This window comes from Sphingopyxis sp. RIFCSPHIGHO2_12_FULL_65_19 (assembly GCF_001830555.1).
GTDB lineage: Bacteria > Pseudomonadota > Alphaproteobacteria > Sphingomonadales > Sphingomonadaceae > Sphingopyxis.
The window spans coordinates 28014-49808 of sequence record NZ_MIAM01000023.1; the positions used below are offsets into that span (position 1 = coordinate 28014).

Sequence of the window (21795 nt, forward strand, 5' to 3'; positions counted from 1 at the left end):
AAGTAAAAGTGGATTGTGTGCCTTTAGCGGTGAATGAGCGTGCCTGCACCCCTCGCGGTGAAAATTTCCAGCAGCATCGCGTGCGGGATGCGCCCGTCGAGGATGACCGCCGCCTCGACCCCCGCATCGACCGCCGCGACGCAGGTTTCGACCTTGGGGATCATGCCGCCGGTAATCGTCCCGTCCGATTTCAATTCGTCGATCGCCGGACGGTCGAGGTCGGTGAGCAAAGCCCCCGATTTGTCGAGCACGCCCGCAACGTCGGTGAGCAGGAAGAAACGCTTCGCACCCAGCGCGCCCGCGATCGCGCCCGCCATCGTGTCGGCGTTGATATTATAGGTCGCGCCATCGGCGCCCAGCGCAACCGGCGCGACGATCGGGATGAAATTGTCCTTCGTCAGATTGACCAGGATCGTCGGATCGACCGCGACCGGCTCACCCACAAAACCCAGGTCGACATGCCGCTCGATCCCCGAATTGGGGTCGGGCTGGGTGCGGCTGACCTTTTCGGCGAGCACAAGATTGGCGTCCTTGCCCGAAATGCCGACCGCGCGGCCGCCGAGCGCAGCGATCCAGCTGACGATTTCCTTGTTGATCTTGCCCGCCAGCACCATTTCGGCGACTTCGGCCGTTGCGGCGTCGGTGACGCGCAGCCCGCCGACAAAAGTCGATTCGATCCCGAGCTGTTTCAGCATCGCGCCGATCTGCGGCCCGCCGCCATGGACGACGACCGGGTTGATACCGACGGCTTTCAGCAGCACGACATCCTCAGCGAAGTCGCGCTGCGCCTCGGGATCGCCCATCGCATGACCGCCATATTTGATCACGAAGGTCTCGCCGGCGTAGCGCTGCAGATAGGGCAGCGCCTCGACGAGCGTTTCGGCCTTGGCGAGCAGGTCGGGCATTTTTGAAGGATCGGTCACGGACATCATCCGGCGTCCTTCGTATCGAGGCCGCGGCCGAGCGCCACCAGCCCGGTGATCACGAAGGGAATGACGAGCACCGACAGGGCGACCTTGGCAAGCATCTGCCCGCCCATCAGGTTGGCAATCGGGAACACGCCATAAAAGGCGATGGTGACGAACAGCAAGGTGTCGACGATCTGGCTCAAGGCGCTGGCGATCGCGCCGCGGATCGCCAGCCAGGTTGATCCTGTGCCCGCACCCCCCAATGTATTTTCGGCACGCCCGCGCAGCTTGCTGAAGATCGTGACGTTGAGGAATTGCGAGGTGCCATAAGCGACGATCCCTGCCGCCATCAGGCGCGGGCTCTGACCGAGCACGGTGTTGAAGGCTGAAAGCCGGTCGGCTTGCATTTCGGGTGACGCGGGCAGCGCGAGAACCAGCGCGGTGAGCATGATCGACAGGATCAGCGGCACGAAACCCCAGAGCACGAGCCGGTTCGCGGTCGATTGGCCGTGAAGTTCGGACACCGTACTCGACAGCGCGACGAGGATCAGGAACGGAAAGATCCCCGCCTCCACCGCCAGCCAGTCACCCAGAGCAACCTGTTTGTTCCCCAGCACCCCGGCGAGCACGACCATGCCGCCATAGATGATCGTGAAAAGGAACAGGGAGGGCGAGAGCGTGCGCGGCAGCGCCGCCGAAGTCGGTTCGGTCATGCCGCCCGATAGTCGGTTTTATCGGCGCTGGAAAGATGGGCGTGGCGCCGGCACTTGCCCCACCGCCAAAGCCCGCTAGACAAGGCGCAACAATTTGCGGGGGACGCACGAATTTATGGAAAGCCTGATTGGTCTGGTTGGAATTGTCGCGCTGCTCGCGATTGCCGTCCTGTTTTCGTCGAACCGCCGCTGGATCCGCCTGCGTGTCGTCATTCCCGCGTTCCTGCTTCAGGCCGGTTTTGCGCTGCTCGTGCTCGGCACCCCTTGGGGCCGTAACATCATTCAGGCGATGTCGAACGGCGTGTCGAACCTGCTTGGCTACGCCAAGGCGGGGACCGATTTCATCTTTGGCCCGCTCGCCTCGCCCGAAATGGGTGCGAGCAGTTTTGCCATCGCGGCGCTGCCGGTCATCGTCTTTTTCGCCTCGCTGATTTCGATTCTCTATTACCTCGGCATCATGCAGTTGGTGATCAAATGGGTTGGCGGCGCGATCCAGAAAATAACCGGCATCACCAAGGTCGAGAGCCTGGGCGCGGCGGCGAACATCTTTGTCGGCCAGTCCGAATCGCCGCTCGTCATTCGTCCCTATCTCGCCGGGCTGACCCCGCCGCAGCTGTTCACGATCATGACCGTCGGCATGGCCGGGGTCGCAGGGACCATATTGGGCGCCTATGCCAGCATGATCGGCGAACAATTGCTGCCCTATCTGCTCGCCGCCAGCTTCATGTCGGCGCCGGGTGGCATCTTGATGGCAAAAATCATGATGCCCGACGATCCCAAGGATCTGGGCATTGAGCCGGTGATAATGCCCGAGGCAAGCCATGACGAGGAAAAGCCCGCCAACATCCTGATGGCGGCGACGCAGGGTGCCCAGACCGGCGTCAAAATTGCCGTCGCGGTCGGGGCAATGGTCCTGTCGTTTGTGGCTTTGGTCGCATTGGCGAACGGGCTGCTCGGCGGACTGGGCGAGATTTTCGGCCAGGAAGGCTGGTCGTTCCAGCGCGCGCTCGGCGCTGCAATGGCTCCCTTGATGTGGCTTGTCGGCGTGCCTTGGGAAGAAAGCCGCATCGTCGGCGGGCTGTTTGGCACCAAGATCGTTCTCAACGAGTTCGTGGCCTTCATCGACCTCGGCGCGGCGCAGGGGCAATTGTCGCCGGCCTCGGTTGCCATCGGCACTTTTGCCCTATGCGGCTTCGCAAATTTCCTGTCGATCGCCATCCAGATTGCGGTGACCGGCGGGCTGGCCCCGAACCAGCGTCCGGTGATCGCCAAGCTGGGGCTGAAGGCATTGCTGGCGGGCAGCCTGTCGAACCTGATGTCGGCGGCCCTCGCGGGGCTGATGCTGGGCATCGCCCCGCCGCTCGCGGCGCCCCCGCCGCCGGTGCCCACCGTTGCGCCGGCCGTCGAAGCGCCCGCGCCCGCATCGCCGTCTGCGCAGCCTGTCCAGGCGCCCTGAGCGGCCGCCAGATCGGCTCCCGACCGGGTGGGGAAAATTTGCAAGCCGCCCGCGAATGACGTAACTTTGCAGATATAACGAATCCCGGGCCGCGTTTGCACAAGGGGAGGTTGTCATGAAATCTGTTTATCGTTGGTCGATCCTTGCCGCGGCGGCGTCGATGGGGGCGGGTTTCCTCGCCACATCGAACGCCCAGACCGTCGAAACCGAACGATTCCGCCCCGATCGCCCGCCCGAAGCCACCATTTATCGCGACGCCGGCTATCGCGGGCCGGCGGTGTTCATCGGCGAAGACAAGGCCAATCTGGGCCTCGCCTGGCCGGTCAATTCGATCCGTGTCGCCCAAGGACGCTGGCAGCTTTGCGAAAAGACGCGCTATCGCGGCAATTGCCGGACGGTCGATCGCGACACGCCGATGCTGAACAACGTCCTGCGCGGTCTGACGATCCAGTCGATCCGTCCGGTCGGGAACGGCGGCGGCTGGAACCCGAATCCGCCGGCCAACGATCAGGTCGCACGGGGCAATTTCGCCGAATTCCACACACAGCCGGCCGAGGGCAATTATCGCGTGCTGGCCTGCACCCGCGGTTCGGCGACGGCCAGTTGCGCGGCGCAGGCCGCCGACAATTGGTGCCGTTCGATCGGTTGGAACGGGTCGGCGCGCGAACATATGGAAACCGTCAGCGGGCGGGTCTATCTCGCCGACGTGCTGTGCGTCCGCTCCGGATATTGAGGAGACAGGCCATGATTGCGATGAAATTCGGTGTCGTCGGCGCTGCCGCGGCGCTGGCCCTGTCGGCTTGCGCCTCGGTCGGCGGGCCGGGCGTCAGTAGTTTTTATCAGTGCGATCGCGGCACGCGGCTGAAGGTCGATTTCGTGCGCGACCGCGCACTTGTCGGCGTGAACGGCATGCGCCAGGTCGCGATGCGGCAAACACCCGCGGCGAGCGGCGCCATCTATGAAAATGACCAAGGATGGCGGCTGCACACCAAGGGCAATGAGGCGATGTGGAACACCGCCGCACGCTCTGCCCCCGAAACCTGCCGTCAGGTCGCCGTTCCGCGCTGACCACAGCAAGCCCGGTCCGGCAGATCAGGGCCGGGCGGGCGCCTTGCAGCCGCGCTGGAGCCCGACGCCTTTCAGGAAGCCGCGGCGCACCGTGCCGGCATAGACCGCCAGCGCGTAGCGGCGGCGTTCGGCGTTCGCGCCGGTTACCTCGCCGATCAGGCCGCGGAACGGAATGACCGAACCCGCGATCGTTCCAGCGACGCGGCCCGCTGTTTCCTCGCGCTTTTTGGCACGGCTCTTGTCGACCTGTTCATTGACGTCGGGGCCGAGCACGGTGTCGAGTTCCTGCACTTCGCGGATGATCGCGGCGCATTTGCCGAGCCCGGCGAGCGAATAGGGCGCCTCCTGGACTTGCAGCAGCTTGGGCGGCACTTCCTTTCCGTCGAACGGCTCGGTCACCTTGTTCGCGGTATCCTCGACCGTCGAATCCTCGGGCGCGCCTTGCTGGGCCTGGGTAGGCATGGCAGCCGCCGAGCAAATGGCGGCGATGACGAAAAAAGCCTTGTTACGCATGGTCATATCGATCCCCTGAGTTCACATGGTTCCAACGCATCAAACGCCGTTCGGCTGCGTCGATGCCCGTCAAGCCTACCGCGTCGGCACCAGCGCCTCGCCGGTCCAGTCGTAGAATCCCCGCCCGGCCTTTTTGCCGACCCAGCCCGCATCGACATATTGGACGAGCAAGGGCGCCGGGCGAAACTTGGGATCGCCGGTGCCGCTGTAAAGCACACGGATGATTTCGAGACAGGTGTCGAGGCCGATGAAGTCTGCAAGCGTGATCGGCCCCATCGGGTGATTGAGCCCAAGACGGCAACCGGCATCGATGTCCTGCATCGTCGCGACGCCCTCGCCCAAGGCGAACACCGCTTCGTTGATCATCGGCATCAGCACGCGGTTGACGATGAACCCCGGCGCGTCGTTGGCGTGGACGATTTCCTTGCCGAGCCCGCGGCCATAGGATTCGACCTTGGCGAGCGTGTCGTCGCTGGTCGCGAGGCCGCGGATCAGTTCGATCAGCCCCATGACCGGCACCGGGTTGAAGAAATGGACGCCGATGAAACGCGCCGGATCGGGCGCGGCCTGGGCAAGCCGGGTGATCGGGATCGAGCTGGTGTTGCTGGCGAGGATCGCGGTCGCCGACAGATGCTGCCCGACGCTGGCAAAGATCGCGCGCTTGATCTCTTCCCGCTCGGTCGCTGCCTCGACCACCAGGTCGGCGGGCGCAAATGCGGCGTGATCGGCGACAGCCGTGATCCGGCCAAGCAAAGCGTCGGCATCGTCCTGGCCGATCTTTTCCTTTGCCACCAGGCGTCCGAGCGCCTTGGCGATGCTGGCCTTACCCGCTTCGGCGCGCGCAAGGTCGATGTCGGACAGCAGCACGTCGTGGCCCGCGCCTGCCGATACCTGCGCAATGCCCGCGCCCATTTGCCCCGCCCCGATGACGCCGACGATCATAAATTGCCCTTTCGCTGAAAACCCGTGGCTGTGGCCCTAGGCCCTGGGCTTCCGCCGTCAAGAGCCGTGCGCGGCGCCGGCGCAGGTCAGGGCGCGGAGCGAAAGGGCGTCGCCTCGGCAAGGATCAGCGCGAAAGCGGGGTCGGCGTCATCCCATGTTGCAATGGGCGTCCAGCCCGATGCGCGAAGCAACAAATTGGCGTCGCGCGGACCATATTTATGGCTGTTCTCGCTATGGATCGTTTCGCCGGCAGCCATATGATAGGCTCGGCCATCGACCGTGAAATCCATGTCGCACGCCGCCACCAGATGCATTTCGATGCGCGCATGAACCTCGTCCCAGACCGCGCGATGGGCGAAATTCTCGACCGCGATATCGCCGCCCAATTCACGATTGATGCGTTCGAGCAGGTTGAGGTTGAACGCCGCGGTCACGCCTGCGGGGTCGTCATAGGCCAGTTCGAGCGTCGCGACATCCTTGATCCGGTCGATGCCGATCAGCAGGAGCGACCCTTCGCCGAGTGCACAGCGCCAGTTGCGGAGCAGGTCGATCGCGGTGCGCGCCACCATATTGCCGATCGTGCTGCCCGGAAAAAAACCGAGCTTCGGCTGATCGACGATTTCGCGCGGCAATTCGACGCGCTGGGTAAAGTCGGCCTCGACCGGGTAGATCGGAAGTCCCGGAAAACGCCGGGCGAGCGCCAGCGCGCTGTCGCGCAGGAAATCCCCCGAAATATCGACCGGGACATAAGCGGCGGGCGCAATCGCGTCCAGCAGCAGTGGGGTCTTCGTCGAGCTGCCCGATCCCAGTTCGATCAACGCACGCCCCGCCCCGATCGCCGACGCCATGGCGGCGGCGTGGCGGGCCAGCAGGTCGGTTTCGCTGCGCGTCGGATAATATTCGGGGAGGGCCGTGATATCCTCGAACAAGGCAGAACCCGTCGCATCGTAGAACCAGCGTGCCGGAAACGCCTTTTGCTGCTGGGCCAGCCCTGCATGAACATCGGCACGAAATGCGATGTCGACCCCCGCCGCATCGGCGTCGATCTGCCGAAGTTGACGCACTACGCCCATGTTAAAGATCCTTCGCGAGCCGCACGCCGGTGAATTGCCAGCGTTGGTGGGGGTAAAAGAAATTGCGATAAGAGGCGCGCATATGGCCGCGCGGCGTCGCGCAGCTGCCGCCGCGGAGCACGAACTGGCCGCTCATGAACTTCCCATTATATTCGCCGACCGCGCCCGGCGCGGCGCGAAAGCCCGGATAGGGACGATAGGCGCTGCCGGTCCATTCCCACACGCTGCCGAACATCTGTTGCAGAACCGCGTCATCGGCCACCGCCGCCGGATGCACCGGCCCCGCGGCATCGAGTTGCTGGCCGCCATGCGGGTCGAAGGCCGCCGCCGCCGCTTCCCATTCAAACTCGGTCGGCAGACGGGCGCCCGCCCAACTGGCGAAGGCATCGGCCTCATAGAAACTCACATGCGTGACTGGTGCGGCTGGGTCGATCGCCTGCCAACCCGACAGCGTGAACTGGCGGTCGTCATCCCAATAGGCGGGGGCGTCGACCGCCTCGCCCTGCACCCACGCCCAGCCGTCGCTGAGCCACAACGAGGGGGTGCGATAGCCGCCATCGGCGATGAATTCCTGCCATTCGCCGTTGCTGACCGGGCGACTGGCGAGCGCGTGCGGCGCCAGCAACGCCGCGTGGCGCGGGCCTTCGCAGTCGAAGGCGAAGCCATCGTCGCGGTGGCCGACCGGCACGACGCCTTCGCCCCCCTTGATCCATTTCATGGCGGAAAACTGCGCAACTTCACTCGCGATCGGCGGTTCCCACACCGCCGGGCCAAGCGGATTTTGCGCGAAGAGATGCTTAAGGTCGGTCAGCAGAAGTTCCTGATGCTGCTGCTCGTGCTGGATGCCGAGTTCGACCAGCTTGTGTGCCGCGGGCGGCAGCGCAGGCAGCGCGGCGCACAGCGCCGCATCGACATGCGCGCGCCAAATGCGGATTTCATCGAGCGCAGGGCGCGTCAGCAGGCCGCGGCGCGGCCGCGCGTGGCGCGGCCCTTCCGCTTCATAATAGCTGTTGAAAAGAAAGGGATAGCGTTCGTCGAACAGGCAATAGCCCGCAACATGGTCGCGCAGGATGAAGATTTCAAAAAACCATGTCGTATGCGCGAGATGCCATTTGGCGGGCGACGCGTCGGCCATCGACTGGGCACTGGCGTCGGCATCGGACAGCGGTGCCACCAGATCGAGCGATAATTGCCGCGTCGCGGCGAAACGCGATGCCAGCGATTCAAGCGGATCGGAGCGATTCTGGGCGTCGGTGCGGCTAGCCATGATGAGACAATTCCCCGGGGTGCGATTCGGTTTCGCTGCGTCCCAGATTATGGTTACGCCGCGATGGAAAGTCTAGAACATTTGGAGAACAAGTGCCGGTCGGACGGAATCCGGGGCGATGTTGGCGTTAGCGCGTTGCGCCGGGTTTCCACAGGACATCGCCGCCCGCCGGGGCGTTGAGGTGCCGCGTGAGCACGAAAAGATGGTCCGACAGGCGGTTGAGATAAGCCAGCGCGAGCGGGTTGAGGTCGCGCGTCGCACCCGCCGCCACGGCGGCGCGTTCGGCGCGGCGCGCGACCGCGCGCGCGAGGTGCAGCCGCGCCGCAGCTTCGGTGCCGCCGGGCAGGATGAAGCTTTTGAGCGCCCCCAGCGCGCCGTTCATCGCGTCAATCTCGTCCTCCAGCCGCGCAATCTGGCTTGGCACGATGCGCAGCGCCATGTCGTGCGGGCCGAAGCCGAACTGAATGTCGGGCGGGGTCGCAAGGTCGGCGCCGAGGTCGAACATCTCGTTCTGGATGCGCGCGAGCATGGCGGCGGCGTCGCTCGCCGGATCGAGCGCGGCGGCGGCGATGCCGATCGCACTGTTCGCTTCGTCGACGTCGCCGATTGCCGCCATCAGCGCGTCCGATTTGGCGATGCGCGATCCATCGACCAGCCCCGTGGTGCCGTCGTCGCCGGTGCGCGTGTAGATCTTGTTCAGCTTGACCATCGCGGGCGGTGCTTATTTGCCGGCGGCGAACAGACCGATCAGCACGAGCAGGATGATGGTGATCGCCTGCCACTTCACGCGCGACATCATCATCCTGTTCTGCATCACCTGATTCTCGTGCGCGGTGCCCTCAACCTGCGCCTTGTGCCCTTGCGAGAAATAGAAGAGTCCGCGCGCAAGCGAGAAGAGGACGAAGCCGGCGGCGATCACGACGCCAAGGATGAGCAGGATTTCCATGACCCCTATCTAGGGATTTTGCAGGAAATAGCCAGCAGGAAGCCGTCCCGCAGCCAAATCGGCGGCGAGCGCCCGCCCGTCGATCCCGGCCGCACGGAGCGAGGCGAGCGACGCCGCCGCATCGCGCTTTGCGAGCCGCTTTCCGTCGCGGCCGCAGACGAGCGCGTGGTGGCGATACAGCGGGGTCGGCAGGTCCAGCAGCGCCTGGAGCAGCCGGTGAACGTCGGTCGATGCGATCAGGTCCGCGCCGCGGATGACATGGCTTACCCCCATGTCGGCGTCGTCGAGCGTGCTCGCGAGATGATAGCTCGCCGGCGCATCCTTGCGCGCGAGGACAATATCGCCGTGGGCGAGCGGATCGGCGACGCGTACGCCCTGTCCGGCCTCTTCCCATCGCAGCGCGCCCGTGCGGCCCACCGCGCGGGCGACGTCAAGGCGCCAGCAATGCGCTTCGCCGGCCATCCGGCGCGCGCGCGTCGTCTCCGGCAGATTTCGGCAGGTGCCGGGATAAAGGGCGCCGGAAGGACCATGCGGGGCCGAAAGGCTCGCCGCGATGTCGGCGCGCGTGCAGAAGCAAGGATAGACGAGGCCGTGGGCGCGCAGCCTGTCCAGCGCCGCGGCATAATCGCCGAGCCGCGACGACTGGCGCACCGGGTCGCCGTCCCAGTCGAGCCCGAGCCAGGCGAGATCGGCGAGCGAAGCATCCACAAACCCCTCCCGCGAGCGACTGCCGTCGATATCGTCGATGCGGATCAGGAAACACCCGCCCGCCCGGCGCGCCGCGTCATGCGCCAGAACCGCGCTATAGGCGTGGCCGAGGTGCAACTCGCCGGTCGGACTCGGAGCGAAACGGGTCAGCATCGTCATGGCAATGAATCCATATGCGGTGGCGAGTCAAAGGCAATCATTCCATATCTTGCGGGCATAAGCCCCCTTGACGTCAGAATCTGATGCGGCATGTAATGATGGTGTCATGCAGGAACGGCAGTGGCGCGCCATCCCGCGATCAAAGGGGGCAGCGTTACCAAGCCATGTTCCATCCCGATCTTGCCCGGCATCCCGATAGCTGTCCGGCCCTCGTCCTCAACGCAGACTATACGCCGCTGAGCTATTACCCCTTGAGCCTCTGGCCCTGGCAGACTGCGGTGAAGGCCGTATTCCTCGACCGCGTCACCATCGTCGAAAATTACGAGCGCGAGATTCATTCGCCGACGCGGACGATGCCGATCCCGAGCGTCATTGCGCTCCGCCAATATGTGAAGCCGTCGGAGCATCCGGCGTTCACGCGCTTCAACCTGTTCCTGCGCGACCGTTTCGCGTGCCAATATTGCGGGTCGGGCAAGGATTTGACCTTCGACCATGTCGTGCCGCGGCGGCTTGGCGGGCGAACGACGTGGGAAAATGTCGCAACCGCCTGCGCCCCGTGCAACCTGAAGAAGGGCGGCCGCACGCCGCAACAGGCGCATATGCCGCTCTATCGCCAGCCGTGGCGCCCGACGAGTTGGCAGTTGCAGGACAATGGCCGGGCGTTTCCGCCAAATTATCTGCATACGAGCTGGATCGACTGGCTCTATTGGGATGTCGAACTCGAAGGCTGATAGTGGCACAACGGGCGCGACAGCATGGGTTCACCTCGATGGCATTAGGCGCGCGCCAACCATCGAAAAAGGAGACACATCATGGTTCGCATCACCCGCATCCTCGCCGTCGGCATGGCCGCCGCGCCGGTGCTCGCCGCCTGCGCGACCACGCCAGCCGAGCAGCCCGTGTCGGTCACCGGCAGCATCGCCTATCGCGAGCGCATCGCGTTGCCGCCGACGGCGCAGGTCGAAATCACGCTTGCCGACGTCAGCCTGATGGATGCGCCGTCGAAAACGATCGCGCGGCAATCCTTTACCGCCGACGGGCGGCAGGTGCCTTTTGCGTTCACGATGACGGTCGACCAACGCCCGCTCGACCCGCGCCACAGCTATGCGGTTTCGGCGCGGATCACCGATGCGGCGGGCAATCTGATGTTCATCACCGACACGCGCAACTCTGTTGCGTTCGACGGTCGGCGCACGATCGATATGGGCATGCTGACCCTCGTCAAGACGAACTGAAATAAGCCGCGCATAGCTATGCGCGGCTTGACCCTGCACCTTCGCAGGTGCAGCAAGCTGGGCCCATGGGCCCGCCTATCCAGATCTCGCAAAATCCCGACATCCGCTATCTGGGGCGGATTCTCGGTGACGTCATTCGCGCTTATGGCGGCGACAAATTGTTCCGCCAGACCGAATATATCCGCTCGTCGAGCGTCGACCGGCACCGCGGCATCGCGGGGGCCGAGGCGATCGATCCGGGGCTCGATGCGCTGAGCCTCGACGACACGATCGCCTTCGTGCGCGGTTTCATGCTGTTCTCGATGCTCGCCAACCTGGCCGAAGATCGGCAGGGCGTGGCGGCCGAGCCCGAAGCGACGGTTGCGGCGGCAATCGAGAAGCTGAAGGGCGACGGGATCGATAGCGACGCCATCGCGGCGCTGCTCGGCGCCTCGCTCGTTGCGCCGGTGCTGACGGCACACCCGACCGAGGTGCGGCGCAAGTCGATGCTCGACCACAAGAACCGCATCGCCGAGCTGATGCTGCTGCGCGACAGCGGCGCCGACGAAACGCCCGAAGGCGATGTCGTCGAGGATGCGATCCGGCGGCAGATCGTCCTGCTGTGGCAAACGCGCCCGCTGCGCACCGAAAAACTGTTCGTCGCCGACGAGATCGACAATGCGCTGACCTATCTGCGCGACGTTTTCCTGCCCGTGGTGCCCAAGCTTTATGCCCGCTGGGAAGCCGAGCTGGGACAGCGCCCGGCGAGTTTCCTGCGCGTCGGCAGCTGGATCGGCGGCGACCGCGACGGCAACCCCTTCGTCACCGCCGAAACCATGCAAATGGCGACCGCGCGCAACGCCGCCGCGGTGCTGGGCCATTATATCGACGGGGTTCACCACCTCGGCGCCGAACTGTCGGTGTCGGCGAGCCTTGCCGCGGTGCCCGATGCGGTCGAGGCGCTGGCCGAGGCAAGCGGCGACGCCGCGCCGAGCCGCCGCGACGAACCCTATCGCCGGGCGCTGTCGGGCATCTATGCGCGGCTGTGCGGGACCTATCGGCAGATCGTCGGCAAAGCGCCGCCGCGCCCGTCGGCGCTGACCGGCACACCCTATGACACGCCGGCCGATTTTCGCCGCGACCTTGTCACCATCGCAAACGGCCTGTCGGCGAACAGCCAGGGACAGTTCGGCGGGATCGGCGCGCTCGGGCGGCTGATCCGCGCGGTCGAGGTGTTCGGGTTTCACCTTGCGACACTCGACATGCGGCAGAACAGTGCGGTGCACGAACGCGTGCTCGCCGAACTGCTCAGCGTTTCGGGCGTGTGCCCCGACTATCTGGCACTGGATGAGGAGGCGCGCGTTGCGCTGCTCACCGCCGAACTGGCGAGCGACCGGCCGCTTGCCGCGCCGTGGCACCAGTGGAGCGACGAGACCGCGGGCGAACTCGCGATCGTCCACGCCGCCGCCGATGTGCGGACGCGGCTGGGCCATGACGCGATCTGCCAGTGGATCATCAGCATGGCGCAAGAGTTGTCCGACCTGCTCGAAGTCCATGTCCTCGCACGCGAAGCCGGGCTGTGGCGCAGCGGCGATGCGGCGGGGAAATCGAACCTGATGGTCGTGCCGCTGTTCGAGACGATCGCCGACCTCGATCGCGCGCCGATGATCATGGCGCGCTATTTCGCGATGCCCGAAATCGGCCCGCAGATCGGCCAGCGCGGGCATCAGGAAGTGATGATCGGCTATTCCGACTCCAACAAGGATGGCGGGTATCTTACCTCGACCTGGGGACTCCACCAGGCGTCGCAGGCGCTGACCCCCGTGTTCGAGGAGGCCGACACGGCGATGCAATTGTTCCACGGCCGCGGCGGCGCGGTGGGGCGCGGCGGCGGCAGCGCCTTTGCCGCGATCCGCGCCCAGCCCGCGGGCACGGTGCAAGGGCGCATCCGCATCACCGAACAGGGCGAAGTGATTGCGGCCAAATATGGCACCGCGGCGAGCGCGGCGACGAACCTGGAGGCCATGGTGTCGGCGAGCCTGCTCGCGAGCCTTGAGCCCGAAGCGTTGAGCGATGCCGACGCGGCGCGCTTTACCGCCGCCATGGACCAATTGTCGGGCGATGCCTTCGCGGCCTATCGCGGCCTGGTGTACGACACCCCGGCGTTCAAGGATTTCTTCCGCGCGATGACCCCGATCGCCGAAATCGCGACGCTGAAGATCGGGTCGCGGCCGTCGAGCCGCACCAAATCGAGCGCGATCGAGGATCTGCGCGCGATCCCCTGGGTGTTCAGCTGGGCGCAGGCGCGCGCGATGCTGCCTGGCTGGTATGGCACCGGCGAAGGTTTTGCCGCGTTCGAGGACAAGGCGCTGCTGGCCGACATGGCGGCGAGCTGGCCCTTTTTTGCGGCATTGCTCGGCAATATGGAAATGGTGCTGGCGAAATCGGACATGGGAATCGCCGCGCGCTACGCCGAGCTTGCCGCGCATGTCGACGGCCATGACACGATTTTTGGTCGCATCCGCGACGGATGGAACCGCGCGCATGACGGATTGCTCGACATCACCGGGCAGACGCGGCTGCTGGAAAAGAACCCGGCGCTCGAGGCGTCGATCCGCCTGCGCCTGCCCTATATCGAGCCGCTCAACCTGCTCCAGATCGAGCTGATGAAGCGGCACCGGGCGGGCGAGACCGACCCGCGCATCGCCGAGGGCATCCAGCTGACGATCAACGCGATCGCGACCGCGCTCAGGAACAGCGGGTAAGGGCTTCCCGCCCCCTTGATGGGGGAAGGATACGAAGCCTTGCGCCTTTGGCGCCAGGCAGAGTTGGATGGGGATGAGGGTGCGTCCTTGCACCCACCATTTCAGGGCGAGAGCGCACCCCCACCGCTGCGACTAGGAAGCAAGCTTCCAAGTCTCGCTGCCTCCCCCATCAAGGGGGAGGATGGGCTGCCCCTCAGACCTTCGTGATCACCACTTCGCCCTTGGCGTTCGCGCCGTCGGGGCCGAAGTTTATGCGAAAATCGGCGCCGTCCTTGTCCTTGCCCGCAAGCGTATCGCCGCTGCGCGTAACCTTGACGCCCTTTTTGGCAAATTCGCCCGCCATCCAGTCGGCCGCGACTTTGGGCGCGGCCGGGGACGTAAAGCCGAGTTTGACCGTCGCCTTGTCGATGCCATTCTTGTCGCTGGCATCCACGTCGACCTTGGTGACTTTGCTGCCGGGATAAAGTTTCACCCCGTCGATGTCGAAATCGCTCTCGATATCGAGATCGACGAAATCGGGAATGTCGATGTCGATCGCGGCGCCGTCGCCGCCGATCTTGATCTTGCCGCCATCCTGATCGGCCTTGATCCGGATACCGCCGCCGTCGCCTTCGGCGTTGATCGACACTTCGGTCGCTTCGCCGGTCTTCTTTTCCTCCGACCCGCAAGCGGCGAGGAGCATCATCGGCGGGATCAGGAAAGCGAGGCGCATGGGAAATCTCCTTGGTGCATTAGTTATATAATACACCTTGGAGATGGGTGAGTCAATTTCCCTGTATCGTCATGCCGGACTTGATCCGGCACCCATTCCGCCAGCGCGGCTGTGGACCCCGGATCAAGTCGAACGAGCCACATGTCTCGTTCGAGGGTGACGATGAGAGAGAAGTTAGTGTTACGCGTCGATGCTGGTCCGCACGTCCCCATGCACCAGCCCGCCGTCGACGGTGATCGTGTCGCCGACGACATAGTCGCCCGCTTTCGACGCAAGGAAGATCGCGGCGCCGGCCATATCCTCGGGCACGCCGATGCGCTTCACCGGGATGCTCTTTGCCACCGCGTCGCCATGGTCGCGCGCGGCCTTGTTCATGTCCGACTGGAAGGCGCCCGGCGCGATCGCGGTGACGAGGATATGATCGGTGACGAGCCGCGCGGCGAGGCGCTTGGTCAAATAGAGGATCGCGGCCTTCGACGCATGATAGCTGTAGGTTTCCCATGGGTTGAGGCGCTGGCCGTCGATCGAGCCGATGTTGATAACCTTCGCGGGCCGTTCGTGCGTCCCGCCCGCCTTGAGCAGCCCGTGCAGCGCCTGCGTCAGGAAGAAGGGCGATTTGACGTTGATGTCCATCACCTTGTCCCAGCCTGCCTCGGGAAACCCCTCGAAGGGTTCGCCCCAAGCGGCGCCGGCGTTGTTGACGAGGATGTCGAGGCGTTCTTCGCGCGCTTCGAGTTCCTTGGCGAGCGCGCGGCAGCCCTCGACGGTCGACAGGTCGACGGGAAGGCCGATGACCTTGCCGGGGTAGCGCGTCTCGAAATCGGCGACGGCTTCTTCGATCTGCTGCGTCTTGCGCGCCGAGATATAGACACGCGCGGCGCCCGCGGCGAGATAGCCCTCGACGATCATCTTGCCGATGCCGCGCGATCCGCCGGTGACGAGTGCGATGCGGCCGTCGAGGCCGAACATGTCTTGGAGGTTCATGGCGTTATCCTTTCTAAGCCCCTCCCCTTCAGGGGAGGGGTTGGGGGTGGGGGCCCGCGGCGTAGCGCAAGGCCTCTGGCCCCCACCCGCTGCGACTAAGCCAGCAAGCTGGCAAGTCTCGCTGCCCTCCCCTGAAGGGGAGGGCGTAACCAGATCAATAGCCGTTCATTCGCGCAACCTGGTCGATGTGATAATGCACATCGCCCATATATTCCGCCAAGGCGCGGTCGCGTTTCATATAGAGGCCGATGTCATATTCGTCGGTCATGCCGATGCCGCCGTGCATCTGGACGCCCTCACGCACCGCGAGGTTCGCGGCGCGGCCGGCCTTCGCCTTGGCGACCGAGACCATTAACTTCGCGCCCTCGTTGCCCTCGTCCAAGAGCAGCTGCGCCTTCATCACGGTGGCGCGCGCGACTTCCATTTCGCCATAGAGATGCGCGGCGCGGTGCTGGAGGCCCTGGAACTCGCCGATCAGCTTGCCGAACTGCTTGCGTTCCTTGAGGTAATTGACCGTCATGTCCATCGCGCCCTGCCCGACGCCGACCATTTCGGCGGCGGCGCCGGTGCGGGTGGCGGCGAGCAGCGCATCGAGGATGTCGCCGCCAGCATCGACTTCGCCGATCACCGCGTCGGCATCGACTTCGACGCCGTCAAGGGTGACATGGCTCGCGAGGCTCGAGTCCACCAAGCGGCGCGGGTCGGCGGTGACGCCCGTGGCATCCTTCGGCACCGCGAACAGGGTGATGCCGCCGTCGGTCTTGGCCGCGACGATGCTCATGTCGGCGACATGGCCGTGGAGGACGAAGCTCTTCTTGCCGTCCAGACGAAACCCGTTGCCGGCGCGCGTCGCCGTCGTCGCGATGCGGTCGGGGCGGTGCTTCGCGCCTTCGTCGATCGCGAGCGCGACGATTGCCTCGCCGCTCGCAATGGCCGGAAGCCAGCGCCCCGCCTGTGTGCCGCCCGCCTTTGCCAGCGCGGCGACCGCGCCGACGCCGGTCGACAGGAAGGGCGACGGGGTCAGATTGCGGCCGATTTCCTCGAGCACGATGCCCGCCTCCATATGCCCCATGCCGAGCCCGCCGTGGGCTTCGGGAACGAGCATTCCGGGCAGGCCCATTTCGGTGAATTGCGCCCAAAGGTCGCGCGAGAATCCGGTCGCGTCGGCGCTGTCGCGCAGCTTGCGCAGGTGCGACACCGGTGCCTGTTCGGCGACGAAGGGCGCCACGCTGTCCTTGAGCATCGCCTGGTCGTCATTGTGGTACAAAGGCATGGGTCAGGCTCCGGGCAGGTCGAGGATACGCTTGGCGATGACGTTGAGCATGACTTCGCTCGTTCCGCCTTCGATCGAATTGGCCTTGGTGCGCAGCCAGCCGCGCGCCCTTGCGCCGCCCTTCGTCTCTTCGCTGTCCCATTCGAGCGCTTCGCTGCCGCCGCCCGACATGACGAGTTCGTGGCGGCGCTTGTTGAGCTCGGTCCCGACATATTTCATCATGTTCGAGCTGGCCGGATGCGCGCGGCCGGTCTTCCACATGTCCATGAAGCGTTCGCCCATCGCGCGATAGGCAAAGACGTCGACGTCAAACGCCGCCATTTCGGCGCGCAGGATCGGATCGTCGAGCTCGCCGGCTTCATTCTTGCCGAACGCCTTGGCGAAAGCGCCGCCGATGCTGACCATGTCGCCGCCGGCCCCGCCGCCCGAGATCATCTCGCGTTCGTGACCGAGCAGATATTTGGCGACGTCCCAGCCGCGGTTGATCTCGCCGACGAACTGCGTCTTCGGCACTTCGACATCGTCGAAGAAGGTTTCGCAGAAAGGGCTGTTGCCGCTGATCAGCAGGATCGGCTTGGTGGTGACGCCCTTGCTCTCCATGTCGAAGAGCATGAAGGTGATGCCCTGATATTTGTTCGCCTTGTCGGTGCGGACCAGACAGAAAATCCAGTCGGCCTTGTCGGCATAGCTGGTCCAGATCTTCGATCCGTTGACGACCCAGTGATCGCCCTTGTCCTCGCCGAAGGTTTGCAAGCTGACGAGGTCGCTGCCCGAACCGGGTTCCGAATAGCCCTGGCACCAGCGGATTTCGCCGCGCGCGATCGGGTTCAGATAATGGACCTTCTGTTCCTCGGTGCCGAATTGCAGCAGCGCGGGGCCGAGCATCCAGATGCCGAAGCTGTCCAGCGGCGAGCGCGCCTTGATGCGCTTCATTTCCTGTTTGAGGATCTTGGTCTGTTCGGGGGTCAGCCCGGCGCCGCCATAGGCTTTGGGCCAATCGGGCACCGTGTAACCCTTGGACACACAGGCATCGAGCCACTGTTTCTGGGCATCATTCTTGAATTTGAATTTGCGCCCGCCCCAGCAGACGTCATCCTCGTCGCGGATCGGCTCACGCATTTCGGGGGGACAATTGGCTTCCAGCCATTCGCGCACCTCGGTGCGGAAAGCGTCCAGTTCGCTCATCCTTTTGGCTCCTCTTCTCGCACAAACCTACGTCCGCTTCGCTGCTTTACGCAAGCGTCAACTTGGAGGGGCGCACCTGCCGTTACGGCGCCGTAGCGTCGGTCAGGCCGCCGTTGACGCGCCCCCTTTGGCGCCTAAGCTAAGTGGCAAAAGAAAACGGGAGAATGGGTCATGCGATTCGCAGGCAAGATTGCCGTCGTCACCGGCGCGGCATCGGGTATCGGCAAGGCAGCGGTTTTGAAACTGGCGGGCGAAGGCGCGCATGTCTTCGCCGCCGACATCGACGAGGCAGGTGGGCGCGCACTCGCCGAACAGTCGAACGGCAAGATCGACTTCATCCGCTGCGACGTCACGAAACCGTCGGACATCGAAGCGCTGATGAATGCTGCGGCCGCAAAAGCGGGCGGGATCGATATCGTGTTCAACAATGCCGCCGCGGGCGGCGACCGCGCGCCGATCGACGAGATCACGCCCGAGGGCTGGGACCGCACGATGGACCTTGTCCTGAAGTCTGTTGCGATGGGCATCCGCTATGCCGCACCGCATATGAAGGGCCGCCCCTCCACGAAAAATGGGGGCGCGTCGATCGTCAACACCGCGAGCGTCGCGGCCTTGGGCGCGGGCTATTCGCCGATCGCCTATGCCGTCGCCAAGGCGGGGGTACTGCACCTCAGCAAGGTCGCGGCAACCGATCTGGCGCAATATGGCATCCGCGTGAACGCCATCTGCCCCGGCTTCATCAACACCAATATCTTCACCGCCTCGCTCGAGGTGCCGGGCGAGCTGAAGACGCAGGCGAATGAAGTGATTGCGCAAATGAGCGCCAATGCGCAGCCCGTCGCGCGCGGCGGCCAGCCGGACGATATCGCGAATGCCGTCGCTTATCTGGCGAGCGAGGAATCGAGCTTCATGACCGGCACCCACCTGCTCGTCGACGGCGGGCTGACGATCGGGCAGCGCCACGCATGGGACAAGGAAACCCCCGGCATGTTCGACGCCCTGCTGGCGATGGAGGAAGCGGCGAAAGCCGGAGCCTCCGCGTGAGCGCGGCGACAGTCGCGGTTCCGCGCCCCGAGCGCCTGCCCGTCTGGCTGAAGGCCACCCACGGGCTGGGCAGCATCGCTTACGGCGTCAAGGATAACGGGTTTTCGACCTTCCTGCTGCTCTTCTACAACCAGGTGATCGGGCTCGACGCGGGCATCGTCGGCGCCGCGATCATGGTCGCGCTGATCGCCGACGCCTTCGTCGATCCGGTGATCGGCGAACTCACAGACCGCACCCGCAGCCGCTGGGGGCGCCGCCTGCCCTGGCTCTATCTCGCTCCCGTCCCGCTCGCAATTGCATGGATGTTGCTGTGGAGCCCGCCCGCGATGAGCGACACTATGACGGTTGCGTGGCTGATCGGCTTTGCGATCATCGTCCGGTCGCTGGTGTCATGCTGCGAAGTGCCATCGGTCGCGATCGTCCCCGAACTGACCGGCGATTATGACGAGCGCACGGCGGTAATGCGCTATCGCTTCCTGTTCGGCTGGGGCGGTGGGCTGCTCATCCTGTTGCTCGCCTATGGGGTTTTCTTCGGCGGCGCCAAGGGTCTTGTCGATCCCGCGGGCTATTTCCCCTATGCGCTCGCCGGGGCGCTGATGATGGCCGGCGCGGTGCTCGTTTCGGCAGCGGGGCAGCATAAACGCATCGCGGTGTCGAACGTCGCCGATGTGAAGCCCAAAACAACGTTGCGGCAGGTGCTCGGCGAGATGCGCGACACGCTGTCGAACCGCGCCTTCCTGTGGCTGATATTTGCGGCGCTGTTCGGCTTTATCAATCAGGGCATCACCTTTTCGATGAACAATTATCTGCTCGGCTTTTTCTGGCAGTTCACGCAGGGCGAGATGGTCGCCTATGTCTTCCTGCTGTTCGCCTCGATGATCGCGGCCTTCGTGCTCGTCGCGCCGCTCTCGGCAAGGCTTGGCAAACGCGACGGGGCGATTTTTGCGGGGGCGATCGCGCTGCTCGTCAACAGCGGCATCTATTTCGCGTGGATCCAGGGCATCTTTCCCGGCCTGCCCGGCAAGCCCAGCGTCGCGACGATGTTCGCGCTGGTGTTCGTGTCGAACAGCTTCTCCATCATCCTGATGATCTTGTCGTCGTCGATGATGGCCGACGTTGTCGAGGCGTCGCAGAGCGAGACGGGACGTCGCTCCGAAGGACTTTTCTTCGCGGGCTATTTCTTCATGCAGAAATGCGCCACTGGCATCGGGATTTTCGTCGCCGGACTGATCCTGTCCTTCGCGGCCTTTCCGGCGAATGCGAAGCCGGGCGAGGTCGGCAGCGACGTGCTCGGCAATCTTGCACTCGGCTATGCGCTCGCGGTGCTGATCATCGGGACGTTGGGGTTGATCGTGATGCGGCGCTTTCCGATTTCGCGCGCCGACCATGAGGCGCGGCTGGCGTTGCTCGGCGATGCCGCGCGCGCCGAACCCGACGCGAGCGGGGTGCATCCGTAACGATCATGTCGCCAATCGGCGGGATGATGTAATTTTCGGACCGCGGGACTTGGCAAGGCCAGCGAATCGGTCCAAGGGTTTACGTAAACGTAAAGGGAAAGGAAGCGCAGATGGACTTCGATCTTACCGACCGGCAGGTCTATTGGCGCGACCGGGTGCGCGACTTCATCGAGCGCAAGGTTCGCCCCGCCGTCCCGACCTATAATGAGCAGGACAAGGCCGGCGATCGCTGGAAGGTGATCCAGATCGTCGAGGATCTGAAGGCCGAGGCGAAAGAGGCCGGCATCTGGAACCTGTTCATGCCGCCGAAGTCGGCCGCGCACCATCATGTCGACGAGACGTTCGAGTTTGAGGGCCCCGGCCTTACCAACCTCGAATATGCGCTGTGCGCCGAAGAAATGGGCCGCGTCGGTTTCGCGAGCGAAGTGTTCAACTGCTCGGCGCCCGACACCGGCAATATGGAGGTGTTCCACCGCTACGGGACGCGCGCGCAGAAAGAGAAATATCTCGGCCGCCTGATGAACGGCGAGATTCGTTCCGCCTTCCTGATGACCGAGCCGCGCGTCGCCTCGTCCGACGCGACGAACATCGAAACGCGCATCGAGCGCGACGGCAGTGATTATGTCATCAACGGCACCAAATGGTGGTCGTCGGGCGCGGGCGATCCGCGCTGCGAGGTCGCGATCGTGATGGGCAAGACCGATTTTGCGGCGAAGCGCCACGCGCAGCAGTCGATGGTGCTGATGCCGCTGAATACGCCGGGCGTGAACATCCTGCGCCACCTGCCCGTCTTCGGTTATGACGACGCGCCGCACGGCCATATGGAAATCGAGCTGAAGGATGTGCGCGTCAATGCCGAGGAGGCGATGCTGCTGGGCGAAGGGCGCGGTTTCGAGATCGCGCAGGGGCGCCTTGGGCCGGGCCGAATCCATCATTGCATGCGCACGATCGGCGTCGCGGAGGAAGCGATCGCCAAGATGGCGAAGCGGCTGCAATCGCGCGTCGCGTTCGGCAAGAAGGTCGCCGAATACAGCATCTGGGAACATCGCCTGGCGCGCGCGCGCATCGACATCGAAATGACGCGCCTGCTGTGCCTGAAGGCCGCCGACATGATGGACAAGGTCGGCAACAAGTCGGCGGCGGCCGAGATCGCGATGATCAAGGTGCAGGCACCGAACATGGCACTGAAGATCATCGACGACGCAATTCAGGCGCATGGCGGCGGCGGCGTGTCGGAAGATTTCGGGCTCGCCAAGGCCTATGCGCATCAACGGACTTTGCGGCTCGCCGACGGTCCCGACGAGGTCCATGAACGCGCGATCGCGCGGATTGAGTTCGCCAAGCATAGCGAGGCGAGCGATCCCGGCTTTTCGTCGGGCGACGTCGGCGTTTCGCGTTAAGCTCCCCT

22 protein-coding genes are annotated in these 21795 nt (G+C 64.7%); 9 read left to right on the forward strand and 13 right to left on the reverse strand.

Features of this window, described 5'->3' with window-relative positions:
- Positions 1-23: 23 nt before the first annotated feature.
- Positions 24-932: an acetylglutamate kinase gene (gene argB / locus A3E77_RS06875; RefSeq protein ID WP_293644402.1), complete on the reverse strand. Its 909-nt coding sequence runs from the start codon at positions 930-932 to the stop codon at positions 24-26.
- Positions 929-1621, reverse strand: a complete 693-nt coding sequence (locus tag A3E77_RS06880) for a queuosine precursor transporter (protein ID WP_293644404.1) — start codon at positions 1619-1621, stop codon at positions 929-931. Before A3E77_RS06880 ends, argB begins: the two co-directional genes overlap by 4 nt.
- A gap of 115 nt (positions 1622-1736) precedes the next feature.
- Here A3E77_RS06880 and A3E77_RS06885 point away from each other — a divergent pair, with 115 nt between their 5' ends.
- From A3E77_RS06885 to A3E77_RS06895, 3 genes are all read left to right on the forward strand, one after another.
- Positions 1737-3077 (forward strand): NupC/NupG family nucleoside CNT transporter, encoded by a 1341-nt coding sequence (locus A3E77_RS06885; protein ID WP_293644406.1) that lies wholly within the window; start codon positions 1737-1739, stop codon positions 3075-3077.
- 115 nt (positions 3078-3192) lie between these two features.
- Positions 3193-3810, forward strand: a complete 618-nt coding sequence (locus tag A3E77_RS06890; protein ID WP_293644408.1) for a beta/gamma crystallin-related protein — start codon at positions 3193-3195, stop codon at positions 3808-3810.
- An 11-nt stretch (positions 3811-3821) separates the two neighbouring features.
- Complete coding sequence (locus tag A3E77_RS06895; RefSeq protein ID WP_293644410.1) at positions 3822-4145, forward strand: MliC family protein; 324 nt, start codon at positions 3822-3824, stop codon at positions 4143-4145.
- A gap of 24 nt (positions 4146-4169) precedes the next feature.
- Here A3E77_RS06895 and A3E77_RS06900 read toward each other — a convergent pair whose 3' ends face one another.
- The 7 genes from A3E77_RS06900 to gluQRS form a co-directional block, all read right to left on the reverse strand.
- A complete protein-coding gene (locus A3E77_RS06900; protein ID WP_293644412.1) occupies positions 4170-4664 on the reverse strand; it encodes a hypothetical protein in 495 nt (164 codons plus the stop codon).
- A gap of 69 nt (positions 4665-4733) precedes the next feature.
- Positions 4734-5600, reverse strand: coding sequence for a 3-hydroxyacyl-CoA dehydrogenase NAD-binding domain-containing protein (locus A3E77_RS06905; protein ID WP_293644414.1), 867 nt, complete (start codon positions 5598-5600; stop codon positions 4734-4736).
- Positions 5601-5686: 86 nt separating this feature from the next.
- A complete protein-coding gene (gene egtD / locus A3E77_RS06910; protein WP_293644416.1) occupies positions 5687-6673 on the reverse strand; it encodes an L-histidine N(alpha)-methyltransferase in 987 nt (328 codons plus the stop codon).
- A gap of 1 nt (position 6674) precedes the next feature.
- Entirely contained in the window at positions 6675-7940 is a 1266-nt protein-coding gene (egtB, locus tag A3E77_RS06915) for an ergothioneine biosynthesis protein EgtB (protein WP_293644418.1), read from the reverse strand.
- Between the two features lie 127 nt (positions 7941-8067).
- Positions 8068-8649 (reverse strand): cob(I)yrinic acid a,c-diamide adenosyltransferase, encoded by a 582-nt coding sequence (locus A3E77_RS06920; protein WP_293644420.1) that lies wholly within the window; start codon positions 8647-8649, stop codon positions 8068-8070.
- Positions 8650-8661: 12 nt separating this feature from the next.
- A complete protein-coding gene (locus tag A3E77_RS06925; RefSeq protein WP_293644422.1) occupies positions 8662-8886 on the reverse strand; it encodes an HIG1 domain-containing protein in 225 nt (74 codons plus the stop codon).
- A gap of 9 nt (positions 8887-8895) precedes the next feature.
- Positions 8896-9747 carry a tRNA glutamyl-Q(34) synthetase GluQRS gene (gene gluQRS / locus A3E77_RS06930; protein ID WP_458574424.1) on the reverse strand — a complete coding sequence of 284 codons (852 nt, stop codon included), beginning with the start codon at positions 9745-9747 and terminating at the stop codon, positions 8896-8898.
- A gap of 170 nt (positions 9748-9917) precedes the next feature.
- Here gluQRS and A3E77_RS06935 point away from each other — a divergent pair, with 170 nt between their 5' ends.
- The 3 genes from A3E77_RS06935 (at position 9918) to ppc (ending at position 13732) form a co-directional block, all read left to right on the forward strand.
- Entirely contained in the window at positions 9918-10484 is a 567-nt protein-coding gene (locus A3E77_RS06935) for an HNH endonuclease (RefSeq protein WP_037553138.1), read from the forward strand.
- 81 nt (positions 10485-10565) lie between these two features.
- Positions 10566-10988 (forward strand): YbaY family lipoprotein, encoded by a 423-nt coding sequence (locus tag A3E77_RS06940; RefSeq protein ID WP_293644426.1) that lies wholly within the window; start codon positions 10566-10568, stop codon positions 10986-10988.
- Between the two features lie 65 nt (positions 10989-11053).
- Positions 11054-13732: a phosphoenolpyruvate carboxylase gene (gene ppc / locus A3E77_RS06945; protein WP_293644428.1), complete on the forward strand. Its 2679-nt coding sequence runs from the start codon at positions 11054-11056 to the stop codon at positions 13730-13732.
- Positions 13733-13925: 193 nt separating this feature from the next.
- Here ppc and A3E77_RS06950 read toward each other — a convergent pair whose 3' ends face one another.
- From A3E77_RS06950 to A3E77_RS06965, 4 genes are all read right to left on the reverse strand, one after another.
- Complete coding sequence (locus A3E77_RS06950; RefSeq protein ID WP_293644430.1) at positions 13926-14444, reverse strand: hypothetical protein; 519 nt, start codon at positions 14442-14444, stop codon at positions 13926-13928.
- Between the two features lie 180 nt (positions 14445-14624).
- Positions 14625-15428: an SDR family oxidoreductase gene (locus A3E77_RS06955; protein ID WP_293644432.1), complete on the reverse strand. Its 804-nt coding sequence runs from the start codon at positions 15426-15428 to the stop codon at positions 14625-14627.
- Positions 15429-15582: 154 nt separating this feature from the next.
- Positions 15583-16701, reverse strand: coding sequence for an acyl-CoA dehydrogenase family protein (locus tag A3E77_RS06960; protein WP_293644434.1), 1119 nt, complete (start codon positions 16699-16701; stop codon positions 15583-15585).
- Positions 16702-16704: 3 nt separating this feature from the next.
- On the reverse strand, positions 16705-17886 hold the full coding sequence (locus A3E77_RS06965; protein ID WP_293644436.1) for an acyl-CoA dehydrogenase family protein: 1182 nt from the start codon (positions 17884-17886) through the stop codon (positions 16705-16707).
- A 171-nt stretch (positions 17887-18057) separates the two neighbouring features.
- Between A3E77_RS06965 and A3E77_RS06970 the strand changes: the two genes are divergently transcribed.
- The 3 genes from A3E77_RS06970 (at position 18058) to A3E77_RS06980 (ending at position 21787) form a co-directional block, all read left to right on the forward strand.
- Complete coding sequence (locus A3E77_RS06970; protein ID WP_293644438.1) at positions 18058-18930, forward strand: SDR family NAD(P)-dependent oxidoreductase; 873 nt, start codon at positions 18058-18060, stop codon at positions 18928-18930.
- Positions 18927-20387: an MFS transporter gene (locus tag A3E77_RS06975; RefSeq protein WP_293644440.1), complete on the forward strand. Its 1461-nt coding sequence runs from the start codon at positions 18927-18929 to the stop codon at positions 20385-20387. Before A3E77_RS06970 ends, A3E77_RS06975 begins: the two co-directional genes overlap by 4 nt.
- Before the next feature lie 110 nt (positions 20388-20497).
- A complete protein-coding gene (locus tag A3E77_RS06980; protein ID WP_293644442.1) occupies positions 20498-21787 on the forward strand; it encodes an acyl-CoA dehydrogenase family protein in 1290 nt (429 codons plus the stop codon).
- Positions 21788-21795 lie beyond the last annotated feature (8 nt).